This window comes from Pseudomonas sp. NFIX49 (assembly GCF_900115915.1).
GTDB lineage: Bacteria > Pseudomonadota > Gammaproteobacteria > Pseudomonadales > Pseudomonadaceae > Aquipseudomonas > Aquipseudomonas pharyngis.
This window is the reverse complement of sequence record NZ_FOYE01000003.1, coordinates 497,113-513,977: the sequence shown is the minus strand read 5'-3', so window position 1 is coordinate 513,977 and position 16,865 is coordinate 497,113. Positions and strand designations below refer to the sequence as shown.

At 63.0% G+C, this 16,865-nt stretch carries 14 protein-coding genes and 1 other RNA gene; 8 read left to right on the top strand and 7 right to left on the bottom strand.

All coding sequences use genetic code 11. The features are described 5' to 3' along the window. Positions 1 to 75 precede the first annotated feature (75 nt). The 3 genes from BMZ46_RS10505 (at position 76) to BMZ46_RS10495 (ending at position 3,626) form a co-directional block, all read left to right on the top strand. On the top strand, positions 76 to 1,242 hold the full coding sequence (locus tag BMZ46_RS10505) for a zinc-binding metallopeptidase family protein (protein ID WP_074687635.1): 1,167 nt from the start codon (positions 76 to 78) through the stop codon (positions 1,240 to 1,242). A gap of 111 nt (positions 1,243 to 1,353) precedes the next feature. After that, an RNA gene (gene ffs, locus BMZ46_RS10500) (signal recognition particle sRNA small type) lies at positions 1,354 to 1,450 on the top strand. Positions 1,451 to 1,667: 217 nt separating this feature from the next. Further along, positions 1,668 to 3,626: a hypothetical protein gene (locus BMZ46_RS10495; RefSeq protein ID WP_074687636.1), complete on the top strand. Its 1,959-nt coding sequence runs from the start codon at positions 1,668 to 1,670 to the stop codon at positions 3,624 to 3,626. A 9-nt stretch (positions 3,627 to 3,635) separates the two neighbouring features. On the opposite strand, the gene BMZ46_RS10490 is transcribed toward BMZ46_RS10495, so the two are convergent. Then, positions 3,636 to 4,385 carry a substrate-binding periplasmic protein gene (locus BMZ46_RS10490; RefSeq protein WP_074687637.1) on the bottom strand — a complete coding sequence of 250 codons (750 nt, stop codon included), beginning with the start codon at positions 4,383 to 4,385 and terminating at the stop codon, positions 3,636 to 3,638. A gap of 145 nt (positions 4,386 to 4,530) precedes the next feature. Here BMZ46_RS10490 and dnaX point away from each other — a divergent pair, with 145 nt between their 5' ends. From dnaX to BMZ46_RS10465, 5 genes are all read left to right on the top strand, one after another. Further along, positions 4,531 to 6,609, top strand: a complete 2,079-nt coding sequence (gene dnaX, locus BMZ46_RS10485; RefSeq protein WP_074687638.1) for a DNA polymerase III subunit gamma/tau — start codon at positions 4,531 to 4,533, stop codon at positions 6,607 to 6,609. Between the two features lie 67 nt (positions 6,610 to 6,676). Then, the gene (locus tag BMZ46_RS10480) at positions 6,677 to 7,015 is read left to right on the top strand and encodes a YbaB/EbfC family nucleoid-associated protein (RefSeq protein ID WP_007951650.1); all 339 of its coding nucleotides are present in this window, start codon (positions 6,677 to 6,679) and stop codon (positions 7,013 to 7,015) included. Between the two features lie 288 nt (positions 7,016 to 7,303). Then, positions 7,304 to 8,338, top strand: coding sequence for an NADP-dependent oxidoreductase (locus BMZ46_RS10475; protein WP_074687639.1), 1,035 nt, complete (start codon positions 7,304 to 7,306; stop codon positions 8,336 to 8,338). Between the two features lie 66 nt (positions 8,339 to 8,404). Then, on the top strand, positions 8,405 to 9,007 hold the full coding sequence (gene recR, locus BMZ46_RS10470; RefSeq protein ID WP_007951652.1) for a recombination mediator RecR: 603 nt from the start codon (positions 8,405 to 8,407) through the stop codon (positions 9,005 to 9,007). A gap of 71 nt (positions 9,008 to 9,078) precedes the next feature. After that, positions 9,079 to 10,227 (top strand): acyl-CoA dehydrogenase family protein, encoded by a 1,149-nt coding sequence (locus BMZ46_RS10465; protein WP_074687640.1) that lies wholly within the window; start codon positions 9,079 to 9,081, stop codon positions 10,225 to 10,227. A 135-nt stretch (positions 10,228 to 10,362) separates the two neighbouring features. Here the strand turns inward: BMZ46_RS10465 and BMZ46_RS10460 are convergent, their stop codons facing one another. From BMZ46_RS10460 to BMZ46_RS10435, 6 genes are all read right to left on the bottom strand, one after another. After that, positions 10,363 to 10,911 (bottom strand): adenine phosphoribosyltransferase, encoded by a 549-nt coding sequence (locus tag BMZ46_RS10460; RefSeq protein WP_003223345.1) that lies wholly within the window; start codon positions 10,909 to 10,911, stop codon positions 10,363 to 10,365. Positions 10,912 to 10,989: 78 nt separating this feature from the next. Beyond that, positions 10,990 to 11,724 carry a fumarate/nitrate reduction transcriptional regulator Fnr gene (fnr, locus tag BMZ46_RS10455; RefSeq protein ID WP_039770035.1) on the bottom strand — a complete coding sequence of 245 codons (735 nt, stop codon included), beginning with the start codon at positions 11,722 to 11,724 and terminating at the stop codon, positions 10,990 to 10,992. 199 nt (positions 11,725 to 11,923) lie between these two features. Next, positions 11,924 to 13,306, bottom strand: coding sequence for an oxygen-independent coproporphyrinogen III oxidase (gene hemN, locus BMZ46_RS10450; RefSeq protein WP_011333280.1), 1,383 nt, complete (start codon positions 13,304 to 13,306; stop codon positions 11,924 to 11,926). 82 nt (positions 13,307 to 13,388) lie between these two features. Further along, the gene (locus tag BMZ46_RS10445) at positions 13,389 to 14,072 is read right to left on the bottom strand and encodes a sulfite exporter TauE/SafE family protein (protein ID WP_074687641.1); all 684 of its coding nucleotides are present in this window, start codon (positions 14,070 to 14,072) and stop codon (positions 13,389 to 13,391) included. Then, complete coding sequence (gene ccoS / locus BMZ46_RS10440) at positions 14,065 to 14,277, bottom strand: cbb3-type cytochrome oxidase assembly protein CcoS (protein ID WP_007951659.1); 213 nt, start codon at positions 14,275 to 14,277, stop codon at positions 14,065 to 14,067. Before ccoS ends, BMZ46_RS10445 begins: the two co-directional genes overlap by 8 nt. Before the next feature lie 22 nt (positions 14,278 to 14,299). Beyond that, positions 14,300 to 16,750 (bottom strand): heavy metal translocating P-type ATPase, encoded by a 2,451-nt coding sequence (locus BMZ46_RS10435; RefSeq protein ID WP_074687642.1) that lies wholly within the window; start codon positions 16,748 to 16,750, stop codon positions 14,300 to 14,302. Positions 16,751 to 16,865 lie beyond the last annotated feature (115 nt).

Here is a 16,865-nt window from a genome sequence, read left to right as displayed (position 1 = left end):
ATTCCCACGCAGAGCGTGGGAACGATCTGCGTGCAGGAATGATCTAGTCTTGGCAAGCCCAAGGGAGAGATCGCCATGTACCGCTTTTTCGAGCAGCTCAGTTCTCGCATCGTCGCGCCGTTCATGGGCGAATCCTCGCGCAACAGCAAAGTCTGGCCGTGTCGCTGCGGCCAGTCGCTGTTCTTTCGCAACAGCCAGTGCCTGGCCTGCAGCGCGGCGCTGGGTTATCAACCGGAACACAGTCGACTGACCTCGCTGCAACCGGGGCCGCAAGAGGGCACCTGGACGCTGGACGTCGATCCCGACGCCGGGCTGTTTCGGCGTTGCGCCAATCTCGATACCCCGGCGGCCTGCAACTGGCTGCTGCCCGCCAACGATCACGACACCCTGTGCGCGGCCTGCGCTCTGAATCGCACCATCCCCGATCTGTCCGTCCCGGAAAACCCCGAACGCTGGCGCAAGGTGGAAATCGCCAAGCGCCGACTGGTCGCGCAACTGATCAGCCTTGGCTTGCCGGTCGTCCCGAAAACCGACGACGAAACCACCGGTCTGGCCTTCGATTTCATTGGCGTCGATCTGGAGGGCAACGCTCCCATGACCGGCCACGCCAACGGCCTGATCACCCTCGACATCGCAGAAGCCGACGACGCCCACCGCGAGCGCGTCCGGGCGCAGATGCACGAACCTTATCGCACGCTGCTCGGGCACTTTCGCCATGAGGTCGGGCATTACTACTGGGATCGCCTGATCGACAACGGGCCGTGGCTCGGTTCCTTCCGCAACCTGTTCGGCGACGAACGCGCCAGTTATGCCGAGGCGCTGGAGCGGCATTATCAACAGGGCGCGCCGGCCGACTGGTCGCAGCATTACGTCAGCGCCTACGCCACCATGCACCCGTGGGAAGACTGGGCGGAAACCTGGGCGCATTACCTGCACATGATGGACGCGGTGGATACGGCGCTGGGTTTCGGCATGAGTGCCCGGGAGATGGACCTCGACTACCAGCCGTTTCCGTCGAGCACCCTGTACGACCCCGAACATCCCGGCGGCGCGGCGTTCCTGTCGTTCGTCAACGCGTGGATCGAATTGGCCGGCATGCTCAACGAACTGTCGCGCAGCATGGGTCAGCCGGATTTCTATCCCTTCGTCCTGCCGCCGGCGGCAATCGCCAAGCTGCACTTCATTCATCTGGTGATCCAGCAAGAGGGCGGTCGCGCGGACGAGGTGCTTCAGGCGCAATAGCAAGTGCTTGAAGCCCTTCATATTTTTAATCTGCAACGAGCAGTTGTAACTTCGTCTCAGATAGGTACAATGGCGCGGCTCGCCGATAGGCGAGTGTCGTTATGGTGACCCTATCGGTCCCCCCGCAACGATTACCCGTGAACCTGGTCAGAGCCGGAAGGCAGCAGCCACAGCGGGAACATTGTGTGCCGGGGTGTGGCTGGTAGGGTTACCACCTTAACGAACATCGAACGAATCAACACCGAACTGCATGGGTTTCGCCCACTGCGGTTTTTTTATGCCTGCGATTTGGCGTTTCGTACCCGAACCCCTGCTCGCGAAGGTGTCGACGCCTCTTCAATCCCGCATACTCGCCACCACCGAAATAAATGAAGAGTCTGGCCAGGATCGACCTTTTAAGGTTTGCGCCCAGGCCGCGAGGTTTTATGCTCCCGGAACATTCCGATCTATCCAGCCCTGTGTTCTTGCCCGTCATGGATGAAACCTGCGCGAACCTGTTGCAGGCGGGTGGCGCAAAAGCGCTCGAAAGCCTCACCGATCCGGAGCTGGCGGCGGTGCTGGTGATCCAGAATCTGGTGCAGACGAAAGAGCAGGATCTCGGCGCCGTGGCGGCAGAGAAAATTCTGGCCAAGCTCTTGTCCTGGGCTGCCGAAAACCGTCAGTCAACGACGGCGAGCCTGCTGTCTGAAGCCCAGCGGCTGTTCGACCCGCGCAAACTGTATTTCGGCCTGAAGGTCCTGAATCCTCTGAACCTGCGTTTTCTGTTGGCCGAAGAAGTATCCGCACGCGACTACTTGTTGCCGGACGGCCAGTGGGACTTCGAATACAAGGTGCGGCGCCATCGCAGCCATGACCCGTTCAGCCAGCCGATAGTGACGCCCCGACAGCGCGAGCGCTGGTTGAGCCCGGCACAGGACAAACTGGTCAGAACCTTCCGCGCCAATCTGGACGAAGACCTGCACGTTCAAGGCTACGCAGGGATCGGCAAAAGCCATCTGCTGGTGGCGTTGCTGGAGCATCTGCGCCCGGAAAAGACCCTGTTGCTGGCGCGCACCCCGGCCAAGCTCGAAGTCCTTCGCCAGCGCATGGTGGGGCCGAGCGAGAAGAAGGCCGGCAAGACCTTCCTGGTGTTTGCCCAATCGCTGATGCTCGGGCGCAGGCCTCAGGCTGAAGGGACGACTCGGATCCTCAGTCGCCAGGCGCTGGCGCAGGAACTGAATATCTTCGGTTTCCGCCACCACGACGGGCAGGCAACCCTTGAACTCTGCCTCAAGGTGATCGAGCGCTACTGCCGCTTCCGCGATCACACCTTTTCGGCGAAGCATCTGCCGCATTTCAACCAGCCGCTCTCCAGCGTCGACGCTCAGGTGTTGCTGGAGTATTCGAGCCGGGTGTGGGGCTACCTCGAACTCAACCCGGCGTGGGGCAGCCAGACTGGCTTCGAAGCGCTGCTGATGATCAAGCGGGCCTGCATTGCTGGTTGCGTGGTGCCGGCGCGCTACACGCACGTGCTGATCGACGAGAGCCAGGACATTCCCGGGTCGCTGTTGCAGATCATCGAACGTGGCCGCCAGGTGTTGATCACCCTCGGCGACGAGTACCAGCAGGCCAGCGGCGTACCGGTCAAGCGCCACCGCGAGGTTCGCCAGAGCGATATCAGCTATTCCGTGCGCTCGGGCCGCAACGTCGAACGGCTGGTCAACCCGCTGATCGCCCGGCACTCGCAGAAGGGCAAGATTCCGTTCGAAGGCGCCAGTGATGCTGACGTCCTGATCAAGGAATATCCGGAAGGTTTTGTGCCGCCCGAAGGCTGCGTGGTGCTGACGGCATCGCCGTGGGACACGATGATCTGGGCCATCCACCTGCTCGATGCCAACTGCAAGTTCAGATTCCCGGACAAGCGCGCCCAGGATGAACTCAAGCATTTCATGGCTACCGCCATCGAACTGTTCAAACCTGACTTCTACCGTTCCGAATTCAGCGAAAACGGCGTGCATCCGTACTTCAGCGACCTGCCAGACTGGCAGGCCGTGTGCGACGCCAACCGGTTCGACGAGTCGTTTCTGCGGGTCAAGGCCAAGCTGGAAGACGGTTTCATGATTGCCGACCTGACACGCCTGAACCGAATGATCGACAACGCCGGCAACGGCTGCCTGTTGATGCTGGCGGAAGAGGCGGGAGGCATGGAGTTCGACAAGGTCCTGCTGACACCGGGGTTGCTGACCAACGAGAAATTCAAGGACGCCTACGCGTTCGATCAGCGGATCTGCGCCGTGTACATCGCCATCTCCCGGGCCAGGCTGAAGCTTTACGTGCCGTACGATGTCGTGGCGTGGGTCGAGTATCACGAGTACCAGCGGTTTCGTGATACGGCGGGGCATTGAGGGTCGGGCTCACGGTTCGCTGCCCGAGCTGCCGGTGTACAGCCTGATAATGTCATCAATCTCGCCCGACATTTTCATCCGCAGCAACGTCCTCAATATCTGCTGCACCGGCACGTTCGGATCATTGCGTACATAGCAGCCGACCTTCTGCTCCTGCAACACCGCCACCGCTTGCAGTTGTTGCCCCGGCAGCAGGCGCTGGTTGAACCAGTCCAGGGTCCATTGATTGCTCACGGCGTAGCGATAGCGGCCGGCCAGCAGTTTGTCGAGCACCTGCTCCTGATTGCGCGCGTCTTCGCGCCAGAGTCGGTCGGCGTCGAATATCGGTTGCAGCGTGGGGTAGCTGTAGCCGAGCACGGTGCCGATCGACTGGCGGGGCAGGTGGGCCGGATCTGCGCTGGTTGGTTGGTCCTGACGGCTGATCAGCAGGTCGCGCTGGAAGAACAGCGGGAGGCTCCAGATGTAATCGCCGGACAGGTTCGGCAACCAGGATTGTGCGGCATAGCAGCGCACGTCGACTTCGCCGTGTTCCATGGCGTTCTGCACCCGGGCGCGGGGCAGGACGTGAAATTGTGCTGGCACGCCGACTTGGGTCGCCAGGCTGAGCATCATGTCGTAGAGGATGCCCTGGGTCGGGCGGCCGCGTTCGATCTGCACCATCGGCATCGCCCAGCTGTCGGCAACGGCGAAGCGCAGTGGCGGTTGCGACGCCATCGCGCTCAGGCTGATTCCCAGTATTGCCCCCACGGCCCACCGCATAAACGCTCCGGTAATTCCCGATCCCGAACCGATAAAAGCCCCTGCCCATGCAGCTTAGCCAGAATAGACGAGCACACCGGATGCAATTTTGCCCTTGCTCCGCTAGCATTAGCCGCTTCTGCTTCCTTTGCCGCGACGGTTTTCGATGAGTTATCAGGTTCTTGCACGTAAATGGCGTCCGCGCTCGTTCCGCGAAATGGTCGGCCAGACCCATGTGCTCAAGGCTCTGATCAATGCCTTGGACAGCCAGCGCCTGCACCACGCCTACCTCTTCACGGGTACGCGGGGCGTCGGCAAGACCACGATTGCGCGGATCATCGCCAAATGCCTGAACTGTGAAACAGGTATCACTTCAAGCCCGTGTGGCGAGTGTTCGGTGTGCCGTGAGATCGATGAAGGCCGTTTCGTCGACCTGATCGAAATCGACGCCGCGAGCCGGACCAAGGTCGAGGACACCCGCGAGCTGCTCGACAACGTGCAGTACGCCCCGAGCCGCGGGCGCTTCAAGGTCTACCTGATCGACGAAGTGCACATGCTCTCCAGCCATTCCTTCAATGCGCTGCTGAAAACCCTCGAAGAGCCGCCGCCCTACGTCAAGTTCATCCTGGCGACCACCGACCCGCAGAAACTTCCGGCAACGATTTTGTCGCGATGCCTGCAGTTCTCCCTGAAGAACATGACGCCTGAGCGGGTGGTCGAGCATCTGACCCACGTTCTGGGCGCCGAAAACGTACCGTTTGAAGACGACGCACTGTGGCTGCTCGGCCGCGCGGCCGACGGTTCGATGCGTGACGCCATGAGCCTGACCGACCAGGCCATCGCCTTCGGTGAAGGCAAGGTGCTGGCCGCCGACGTGCGGGCTATGCTCGGTACGCTGGATCACGGCCAGGTCTACGACGTGCTGCACGCGCTGATCGAAGGCGACGCCAAGGCGTTGCTCGAAGCCGTGCGCCACCTGGCCGAACAGGGGCCGGACTGGAACGGCGTGCTCTCGGAAATTCTCAACGTGCTGCACCGCGTCGCCATCGCCCAGGCCTTGCCGGAAGGTGTCGACAACGGTCATGGCGACCGTGACCGGGTGCTGGCACTGGCGCAGGCGTTGCCGGCCGAAGACGTGCAGTTCTATTACCAGATGGGCCTGATCGGTCGCCGCGACTTGCCGCTGGCGCCGGACCCGCGAGGCGGCTTCGAAATGGTCCTGCTGCGGATGCTGGCCTTCCGGCCGGCGGACACGGCGGACGCCCCGAGGCAACCGCTAAAGCCAGTGGGGATCAGCCAGGCCACAGTTGATTCCGCAAACTCAGTGGCTGCCGCGCCTAAACCTGCGCCGGTAGTTGCTGCGGCTGTTGCACCCACACCCGCGCCAGCACTGGTGGTTGCGCCTGCTCCCGAGCCTGCACCGGTTGCCCAGGTGATTGTGCCGGAACCCGTTCCTGAGCCAGAGCCGGTCGCCGTTGAAGAAGTCGTGGACCTGCCGTGGAACGACCCGGTAGAACCGGCGCCTGTGCAGCAGCCAGCCGTCGAGCCGGTGCTGGAAACCACCGCCGAACAGCCGGACCTGCCGCCAATGCCGCTGCCGACCCCGGACAGCGTCGTGCCGGACGCTCCGGAATGGGCCGCCGCGCCAATTCCCGAGCCGTCAGTAGCCGACGTCGATGCCGCCACGCCGGGCATGGACATGGACGACGAGCCGCCGCTCGACGAGGATTACATCGAGCCGGACATGGATTCGGCCTACAGTTACCTCGACGATCTGGCCAGCGAACACGCCGCAGAACCGACTCCCGAACCCGAGCCGGAACCTGCCGCCGCACCGGCCACCGGTCTGGCCCTGCAATGGCTGGAGCTGTTCCCGAAACTGCCGATTTCCGGCATGACCGGCAGCATCGCCGCCAACTGCACGCTGATCGCGGTCGATGGCGACAATTGGCTGATGCACCTGGACCCGGCCCACAGCGCCTTGTTCAACGCCACCCAGCAGCGTCGCCTGAACGATGCGCTGAACCAGTTCCACGGACGCACGCTGACCCTGACCATCGAGCTGATCAAGCCCGAACAGGAAACCCCGGCCCAGGCCGCGTCCCGGCGCCGTGCCAACCGTCAGCGCGAGGCTGAAGAATCGATCCACGGCGATCCGTTCATCCAGCAGATGGTCCAGCAGTTCGGCGCGGTCGTGCGACACGATACTATTGAACCTGTCGACGCCCTGGTCAGTCAGGGCTAATAACTGAGGGCGTCCGGCCTGTATGGCCGGGCGCTGTTTTGATCCAAGTACTTTTGAGGTGATTCCCATGATGAAAGGTGGCATGGCCGGCCTGATGAAGCAGGCGCAGCAGATGCAGGAAAAAATGGCCAAGATGCAGGAAGAACTGGCCAACGCCGAAGTTACCGGCAAGGCCGGCGGCGATCTGGTCACCGTGGTGATGACCGGTCGTCATGACGTGAAGAAAGTCAGCATCGACCCGAGCGTACTGCCGGGCCTGGACGAAGACGACCGCGAAGTGGTCGAGGATCTGGTGGCTGCAGCCGTCAACGCCGCCGTGCGTCAGATCGAAGCCAACAGCCAGGCCAAAATGGGCAGCATGACCGCTGGCATGAACCTGCCGGCCGGTATGAAACTGCCGTTCTGATTCGCCTTTGCGGGTTGGATGAGCTACAAAAAATGCCAGGCATCGCGCCTGGCATTTTTGTTTCCGCCCGATCGTTCCCACGTCGAGGCGTCGAACCGTCTGCGTGGGAATGCAGCCCGGGACGCTCCGCGTCCCAAATCCAACGCCGTACACGGAACGTCCGTTAAGCTATTCCCGCGTGGACAGATCGAGACCTCGACCGGGCAACGATTATCAAGCGGAACGCACCATGCCCACAAAGGTCTGCTCCCTATACCGCCGAATTCATCATTCAAAGGAGACGCTGACATGTCCGACCCTCTGACCCTCAATCAACGCTTCGTCCTGGCCTCGCGGCCGGTGGGCGCGCCGACGCCCGAGAATTTCCGTCTGGAGCGCGAGGCGCTGCCGGACCTTGAGGACGGCCAGGTGTTGCTCAAGACCCTGTACCTGTCGCTCGATCCCTACATGCGCGGACGCATGAGTGACGCGCCGTCCTACGCGGCACCAGTACAAATCGGCGAAGTGATGACCGGCGGTGCTGTCAGCCGGGTCGAGCAGTCGCGTCATCCGAAATTCCACCCCGGCGATCTGGTCGTCGGTGCCACCGGCTGGCAAAGCCACAGCATCAGCGATGGCCGCAACATCATCCCGATCCCGTCCGGCCTGCCGAGTCCGTCGATGGCGCTCGGCGTGCTGGGCATGCCCGGCATGACCGCGTACATGGGCCTGATGGACATCGGTCAGCCGAAAGAAGGGGAGACCCTGGTGGTCGCCGCCGCTTCCGGCGCAGTGGGCTCGGTGGTTGGCCAGGTGGCGAAGATAAAAGGCCTGCGCGCCGTCGGCGTGGCGGGTGGTGCCGAGAAGTGCAAATACGTGGTCGAGGAACTCGGCTTCGACGCCTGCATCGATCACAAGGCGCCGGATTTCGCCGAACAACTGGCCAAGGCCTGCCCCAATGGCATCGACATCTATTATGAAAACGTCGGCGGTCACGTCTTCGATGCCGTCGTGCCGCTCCTCAATCCCAAGGCGCGGGTCCCGTTGTGTGGCCTGATTGCTGGCTACAACGCTTCGGAAGCGCCGAAAGGCCCGGATCGCCTGCCCATGTTGCAACGCACCTTGCTGACCAAACGCGTACGGATTCAGGGTTTCATCGTGTTTGACGACTACGGCGACCGTCAGCCGGAATTCATCAGTGCCATGGTGCCGTGGGTGCGCGACGGCAAGGTGAAATTCCGCGAGGACGTGGTCGAGGGCCTGGAGCAGGCGCCTGAGGCGTTTATCGGGCTGCTGGAGGGGCGCAACTTCGGCAAACTGGTGGTGAAGGTCGCCCAGGACTGAGGATTTGACGCTGGCCGGAGGCGCGGGTATAAACCGCGTCTCGTTGTTTTGTCGGACTTTTTCCCCATGAGCTTCAGCCCTTTGATTCGCCAACTGATCGACGCCCTGCGAACCTTGCCGGGCGTGGGTCAGAAAACTGCCCAGCGTATGGCGTTGCAGTTGCTCGAACGTGACCGCAGCGGCGGTACGCGCCTGGCCCAGGCCTTGAGCCAGGCCATGGAAGGGGTCGGACACTGCCGCCAGTGCCGCACGCTGACCGAAGACGATCTGTGCCCGCAATGCGCCGACACCCGCCGCGATGACACGCTGCTGTGCGTGGTGGAAGGGCCGATGGACGTCTACGCGGTCGAGCAGACCGGATTCCGCGGGCGCTACTTCGTGCTCAAGGGGCACCTGTCGCCGCTGGACGGCCTGGGCCCGGAAGCCATCGGCATTCCGCAACTGATGGCGCGGATCGAAGAGGCGGGCACCTTCACCGAAGTCATCCTCGCCACCAATCCGACCGTGGAAGGTGAAGCGACTGCCCACTACATCGCCCAGTTGCTGCAGAACAAAGGCCTGATCGCCTCGCGCATCGCTCACGGTGTACCGCTGGGCGGCGAACTGGAGCTGGTGGACGGCGGCACGCTGGCTCACTCGTTCGCTGGGCGCAAGCCGATTTCCCTCTGAGCCACACAATCCTGTTGAAAGCCAAGCAAGCGCTCGGTTAAGTTCGGCGAACCCTTCCATGGAGTTCGCCGATGCCCGCCTTCCAGGAATACTTCGACCCCAGCCACCAAATGGTCCGCGACAGCGTCAGACGTTTCGTCGAGCGCGAGATCCTGCCGGACATCGATGCGTGGGAAGAAGCCGAGAGCTTTCCCCGTGAGCTGTACCTGAAGGCCGGTGCGGCCGGCATTCTCGGCATCGGTTACCCCGAAGCGCTGGGCGGCAGTCATGAAGGTGACCTGTTCGCCAAGATCGCCGCCAGCGAAGAATTGATGCGCTGCGGCTCCGGCGGGCTGGTGGCGGGGCTCGGCTCGCTCGATATCGGGTTGCCGCCGATCGTCAAATGGGCTCGGCCCGAAGTGCGTAACCGCGTCGTCCCCCAAGTACTCAGCGGCGAGAAAATCAGCGCGCTGGCCGTCACCGAACCGGGCGGCGGCTCCGATGTAGCCAACCTGCAGACCCGCGCCGTACGCGATGGCGACCACTATCGAGTCAGCGGCAGCAAAACTTTCATTACCAGTGGCGTGCGCGCCGACTACTACACCGTCGCAGTGCGCACCGGCGCGCCCGGTTTTGGCGGCATCAGCCTGCTGCTGATCGAGAAGGGCACGCCGGGTTTCACCGTCGGCCGGCAGCTGAAGAAAATGGGCTGGTGGGCGTCTGACACGGCTGAATTGTTCTTCGATGATTGCCGGGTGTCCGTAGGAAACCTGATTGGCGCGGAGAACATGGGGTTCGCCTGCATCATGGGCAACTTTCAGAGCGAACGTCTGGCGCTGGCGCTGATGGCCAACATGACCGCGCAACTGGCGCTGGAAGAAAGCCTGAAGTGGGCGAGGGAGCGTGAAGCGTTCGGCAAACCCATCGGCAAGTTCCAGGTGATCAAGCATCGCCTCGCGGAAATGGCCACGGCGCTGGAAGTCTCGCGGGAGTTCACCTATCGGCAGGCGGCGAAGATGGCGGCAGGGCAGAGCGTGATCAAGGAGATTTCCATGGCCAAGAACTTTGCCACGGACACTTCGGACCGGATTACCAATGAGGCGGTGCAGATTCTTGGTGGGCTGGGTTATATGCGCGAAAGTCTGGTGGAGCGGCTGTATCGGGATAACCGGATTCTGTCGATTGGCGGCGGGACGCGGGAAGTGATGAACGAGATCATCAGCAAACAGATGGGACTGTAATCTTCGGTGTTTGATCGTTCCCACGCTCCGCGTGGGAATGCAGCCCGGGACGCTCCGCGTCCCTTCCAAAGCCGAACGCGGAGCGTCCGTTGAGGCATTCCCACGCAGAGCGTGGGAACGATCAGGCGCGGGGTTTTATTTGTCAGTCAACGCAAACTGCGTCAGGCAAAACGTAGGAATCCCCATGTCCTCCAGACGCTGCGAACCACCCAGTTCCGGCAGATCAATGATCGCCGCCGCTTCATGAACGCGGGCGCCCATGCGGCGGATCAGGTTGGCCGCTGCGATCAGCGTGCCGCCGGTGGCGATCAGGTCATCGAACATCACCACCGAGTCGCCTTCACACAGGCTGTCGGCGTGCACTTCCAGAAACGCTTCGCCGTACTCGGTTGCGTAACCTTCGGCCAGCACGTCCGCCGGCAGCTTGCCCTGCTTGCGGAACAACACCAGCGGCTTGTTCAACTGATAGGCCAGTACCGAACCGATCAGGAAACCACGCGCATCCATCGCACCGATGTGGGTGAAGTCGGCTTCGACATAGCGGTGGGCGAAGCTGTCCATCACCAGGCGCAGGGCCTTGGGCGACTGGAACAGCGGGGTGATGTCGCGAAAAATCACGCCCGGTTTCGGGAAGTCGATCACGGGGCGGATCAGGGATTTGATGTCGAAGGAGTCGAAGACCATCGTCGAGGTGTCCTGGCAGGGCTGCAAACGGCGCAGTATACCCGCGGCTGAAACGATTCGCTCGGCCGCGGGTCGAGATCAGACTTCGAGCGAGCCGCCGGCCAACGCGCAGAGCTGGATCGGGTCGAGGATATGGATTTCCTTGCCCTCGGCGGCGATCAGTTCGTTCTGCTGGAAACGGGTGAAGACCCGGGACACGGTTTCCACCGCCAGCCCCAGGTAGTTGCCGATTTCATTGCGCGACATGCTCAGGCGGAACTGATTGGCCGAGAAGCCGCGAGCGCGGAAACGCGCCGACAGGTTGACCAGGAAGGTGGCGATGCGCTCGTCGGCGGTTTTCTTCGACAGCAGCAACATCATCTGTTGGTCGTCGCGGATTTCCCGGCTCATCACGCGCATCAGCTGACGGCGTAGCTGCGGCAGTTGCAGGGCCAGCTCATCAAGGCGTTCGAACGGAATTTCGCAGACCGAGGTGGTTTCAAGGGCCTGGGCGGAAACCGGGTGTTTCTCGGTGTCCATGCCGGACAGCCCGACCAGCTCGCTCGGCAGGTGGAAGCCGGTCAGTTGTTCTTCGCCGGTATCGCTCAGGCTGAAGGTCTTCAGAGCGCCGGAGCGTACTGCATAAACGGAATCGAAGGTGTCGCCCTGGCGGAACAGGAACTCACCCTTTTTCAACGGGCGACCCCGTTTAACGATTTCGTCCAGCGCTTCCATGTCTTCCAGATTCAGCGAAAGTGGCAGGCAGAGAGGGGCCAGGCTGCAATCCTTGCAATTAGCCTGGTTGTGAGCGCGCAGTTTAACTGGCTCGGACATTTCTTAAATCCTTGTGGGAAAACACACATAAGGCGTAAGGGTAACCCAGCGGAGGACATTCAGGCCAGCCTGTGGCGAGATTGCCCGGCCGGCAAAACGCCGCAGGGATGACGGCCGATAAACGTGTCTCGGACGGCGTGCAAGGCACCGTTTCGATGACCGCTATGGATACGCAGCCCCCTGCGTTGTTGATGAAAAGTCAGATCACCCGGGAAAAGCGCTGGCGATTCTGCTGTTCCAGATACGCATCGAACACCATGCACACCGAACGCACCAGCAGTCGCCCGGCCGGCAGCACGGTGATGCGTTCGCGATCCAGTTCGATCAACCCGTCCTGCGCCATGCCCTGCAATTGTGGCCAGAGCGCGCCGAAGTAACCCTGAAAATCGATGTTGAAGCTGCGCTCGATCTCGGCGAAGTCCAGGCTGAAATTGCAGATCAGTTGTTGGATCACCGCGCGCCGCAGGCGATCGTCAGCGTTGCACACCAAGCCTCGGCTGGTAGCCAGTTGCGCGCCGGCGAGGGTGTTCTGGTAGTGATTGAGGTCGCTGCTGTTCTGGCAGTACAGATCGCCGATCTGGCTGATCGCCGACACGCCCAGGCCGATCAGATCGCAGTGACCGTGGGTGGTGTAGCCCTGGAAATTACGTTGCAGGGTCGATTCTTCCTGAGCAATCGCCAGTTCATCGTCGGGCAGGGCGAAGTGGTCCATGCCGATGTAGCGATAGCCGGCGGCGGTCAGTTGTTCGATGGTCCGCTGCAGCATTTCCAGTTTCTGCGCCGGGCTCGGCAGTTCGTTGCCGTTGATCCGCCGCTGCGGCATGAAGCGTTCCGGCAGGTGTGCGTAGTTGAATACCGAGAGCCGGTCCGGTTGCAGGCTGATGACTTCCTCGACGGTGCGGGCGAAATTATCTGGAGTCTGCTTGGGCAGGCCATAAATCAGGTCGATGTTGATCGAGCGAAATTGCAGGGTGCGCGCTGCGTCGATCACCGCGCGGGTTTCCTCCAGACTTTGCAGGCGATTGACCGCCCGTTGTACCGCCGGGTCGAGATCCTGCAGGCCGATGCTGACCCGGTTGAAGCCCAATTCGCGCAGCAGGCCCATGGTCGACCAGTCGGCTTCGCGCGGGTCGATCTCGATGCCGTAATCGCCAGAGTCATCGTCCAGCAGATTGAAATGCTTGCGCAGGTGCGCCATCAACTGGCGCAATTCATCGTGGCTGAGAAAGGTCGGCGTGCCGCCGCCGAAGTGCAGTTGCTCGACTTTCTGCGCCGGGTCGAGGTGACAGGCGATCAGCTGGATTTCCTGCTCGAGCCGTTGCAGATAGGGCAGCGCGCGGCCGCGATCCTTGGTGATGACCTTGTTGCAGGCGCAGTAGTAGCAGATGTTCGCGCAGAACGGCACGTGTACGTACAGCGACAGCGGGCGCAGAGCCTTGCGGCTGTCGCGCAGGGCATGAAACAGGTCGAAGGTGCCGACCTGGCTGTGAAATTGCACGGCCGTCGGGTACGAGGTGTACCGCGGCCCCGCCAAGTCGTAGCGGCGGATCAAATCGGTGTCCCAACGAATGGCGTCGAGCATGCGGGCATTCCCCCGGATAGGCTGGCAGTGTGCCGAGTCTAGGGGAGGGCGCGAAAAGGCATCTTGATTTGCATCAACGGGATCAGTGGCCCATCAGCCAGTGCTGGTGCGGCCCCGGCAGGGTCCAGATACCGAACAGGATCACCAGCAGACCGCCGGCCATGCGCACGCTGCGATTGCGCAACAGCGCCGTGACCCGCTCGGCCGCGAGGCCGGTGGCCAGCAACACCGGCCAGGTGCCGAGCCCGAAAGCGAGCATCAGCAATGCACTGTCCAACGCATTGCCCTGACTGGCCGACCACAGCAACGTGCTGTAAACCAGCCCGCACGGCAGCCATCCCCACAGCGCGCCGAGCAGCAAGGCCCGGGGCAGGCTCGACACCGGCAGCAAGCGGTTGGCGACGGGTTGAATGTAACGCCACAGTCCTCGGCCAAGGCTTTCGATGCGGGTCAGACCGCTCCACCAGCCCGCCAGATACAGGCCCATGGCGATCAGCAGCAACCCGGCCAAAACCCGCATGAACAGCGCGGCGGGACTGTTGGCCACCGCCCAACCGGCCAGCCCGATCAGCAGACCGGCCGTGGCATAACTGAGAATCCGCCCGAGGTTATAGGCCAGCAACAATCGAAAGCGTCGGCTGCGTTGTTCCTTGGGAATCGCCAGGGTCAGTGCGCCCATCAAGCCTCCGCACATGCCCAGGCAATGGCCGCCGCCGAGCAGGCCAAGGATCAACGCAGACACCAGCAGCGGCGCCAGTTCAAGCATGAGGTGGCGCCTTGTCGTCCGGTTTGGCGGGGTTGGCTTCGTCCACAGCGGCAGTGTGGTTCGGGTCCTGGTCGTCGAACAGGATGCTGTGGGCCGGACCGTCGAGGTCGTCGTACTGGCCGCTGTCCACCGCCCAGAAGAAGATGTAAACGGCGATGGCCACGATCAGCAGCGCGGCCGGAATCATCACGTAGAGAGCTGGCATCTGTACTCCATGCCCGCGCGGCTCAGGCCGGCAGCGGGCGGGTTTCTGACGTGGCGCTGACGGCCGGCGCACTCGGCAGGCGAGTCAGGCGCAGGGCGTTGAGTACCACGGTCAGCGAACTGATCGACATGCCGACGGCGGCCCACACCGGAGTGATCCAGCCGAGGGCGGCGAACGGCAACATGAGGCCATTGTACAGCGCGGCCCACAACAGGTTCTCGATGATCACCCTGCGAGTACGGCGGGCCAGCGTGAAGGCTTGTACCAAGGCGTCGAGGCGGTTGGACAGCAGCACCGCGTCGGCACTGGTTTTCGCCAGATCAGTGGCCGAGCCCATGGCCACGCTGATGTCCGCAGCGGCCAGCACCGGCACGTCGTTGACCCCGTCGCCGAGCATCAATACCTTGCGGCCCTCCTTGTGCAGTTGTTGCAGCACTTGCAGCTTGTCGTCCGGACGCAGACCGCCCCGGGCCTCGTCGATGCCCAGTTCGGCAGCGACGCTGGCTACCATTGGCGAACTGTCGCCCGACAGCAGCAGCGTGCGCCAGCCGCGCGCCTTGCACGCGGCGAGCAGGGCCGGGGCGTCGTCGCGCAGACGGTCGTCGAGGGCGAACCAGGCCAGCGGTCCCTGGAGGTCACCGAGCAGCAACCATTGCCCCGCTTCCTTCGGCATCGAAGGCACCGGCGTGCCGCTGAGGTCACAGACAAAGTCCGCCTGACCAATGCGCAAACGCTGTTCACCGACTAATCCTTCAAGCCCCAGCCCCGGCGTGCTGTGGACCTCTTCGGCAGCCAGCGGCGCGCGACCGAAGGCGCGGGCGATCGGGTGTTCGGAACGGTTTTCCAGGGCGGCGGCCAGGCTCAGGCATTGATCGTTGTCGAGGGCCCCGAGCGGGCGGATCGAACGCAGTACCAGTCGGCCTTCGGTGAGGGTGCCGGTCTTGTCGAAGATCACCGTGTCGATCTGATTCAAGCCTTCCAGCACATGGCCGCGCGTCAGCAGCAGGCCGAGTTTGTGCAGGGTGCCGGTGGCGGCGGTGAGGGCGGTCGGCGTCGCCAGAGACAGCGCGCACGGGCAGGTTGCAACCAGCATCGCGAGGACGATCCAGAACGCCCGTGACGAATCCAGTTCCCACCACAGCAGGCCGATGGCGGCCGCCGCGATCAACGACAGCAGCAGGAACCATTGCGCAGCACGGTCGGCGATTTCCGCCAGTCGTGGTTTTTCCGCCTGGGCGCGATCCAGCAGGCGGACGATGGCCGACAGCCGCGTGTCCTGGCCGAGTGCCTGCACCTCGACGGTCAGCGCACCTTCCACGTTCAGCGTACCGGCGGTGACCGCATCGCCCTTGGTACGCGGTTGCGGCAGGTATTCGCCGGTCAGCACCGATTCGTCGATGCTCGACTGGCCATCAAGGATCTTGCCGTCCGCCGGCAGCACCGAACCGGGCTGCACCAGCACCCGGTCACCGAGGCGCAGTTCGCTGAGCAGGATCCGCTCGCTCTGGCCGGCGTCGTCGAGGCGCAGGCACGAGGCCGGCAGCAGGTTGGCCAGTTGCGCGGTGGCAGCGGCGGTGCGCTCCCGAGCGCGGCGTTCAAGGTAGCGCCCGGCGAGCAGGAACAGCGCGAACATGCCCACCGCGTCGAAATACAGCTCGCCGACCCCGGTGATCGAAGTCCAGATCCCGGCAACATACGCCGCGCCGATCGCCAGTGACACCGACACATCCATCGTCAAGTGACGGGTGCGCAGGTCACGCATGGCGCCTTTGAAAAACGGCGCGCAGCTGTAGAACACGATCGGCGTAGTGAGGAACAGCGCGACCCAGCGCAGAATCGTATGCAGCTCCGGGCTGAGGTCGATGTTGAATTCCGGCCAAGTGGCCATGGTCGCCATCATCGCCTGGAACCACAACAGCCCGGCGACCCCGAGCTGGCGCAGGGCCAGGCGGTTTTCACTGGCCAGTTGTTCGCTGGCGCGGTCGGCCTGATACGGGTGCGCGGCGTAGCCGATGTGGCGCAGTTCGCCGAGGATCTGGCTCAGTGGCAGCTGAGCGTCAGCCCAGCGCACATGCAGGCGATGGTTAGACAGATTGAGCCGCGCCTCGGCTACGGCGGGCAGGTTGCGCAGGTGTTTCTCGATCAGCCAGCCGCAGGCGGCGCAACTGATGCCTTCCATCAGCAACGTGGTCTCGGCCAGCTCACCTTCGTGGCGCACGAAGGGTTGCTGCACGTCGGCGCGGTCGTACAGCTCAAGCTCATCGACCAGTTGCACCGGCAGCGCTTCGGGGTTGGCCGAGGCTTCGCTGCGATGCTGGTAATAACTTTCCAGCCCTCCGGCGACGATGGCTTCGGCCACGGCCTGACAGCCGGGGCAGCAGAACTCGCGGGACTCCCCGAGCACGACGGCGGTGAAGCGACTGCCGGACGGGACGGGCAGGGCGCAGTGGTAGCAGGGGATTGGAATGGTCATGAGGCGTTCCGATGATCGTTCCCACGCTCCGCGTGGGAATGCCTCCCCGGACGCTCCGCGTCCGCTTCGGCTGGGACGCGGAGCGTCCCTGGCGGCGTGCCCACGCAGAGCGCGG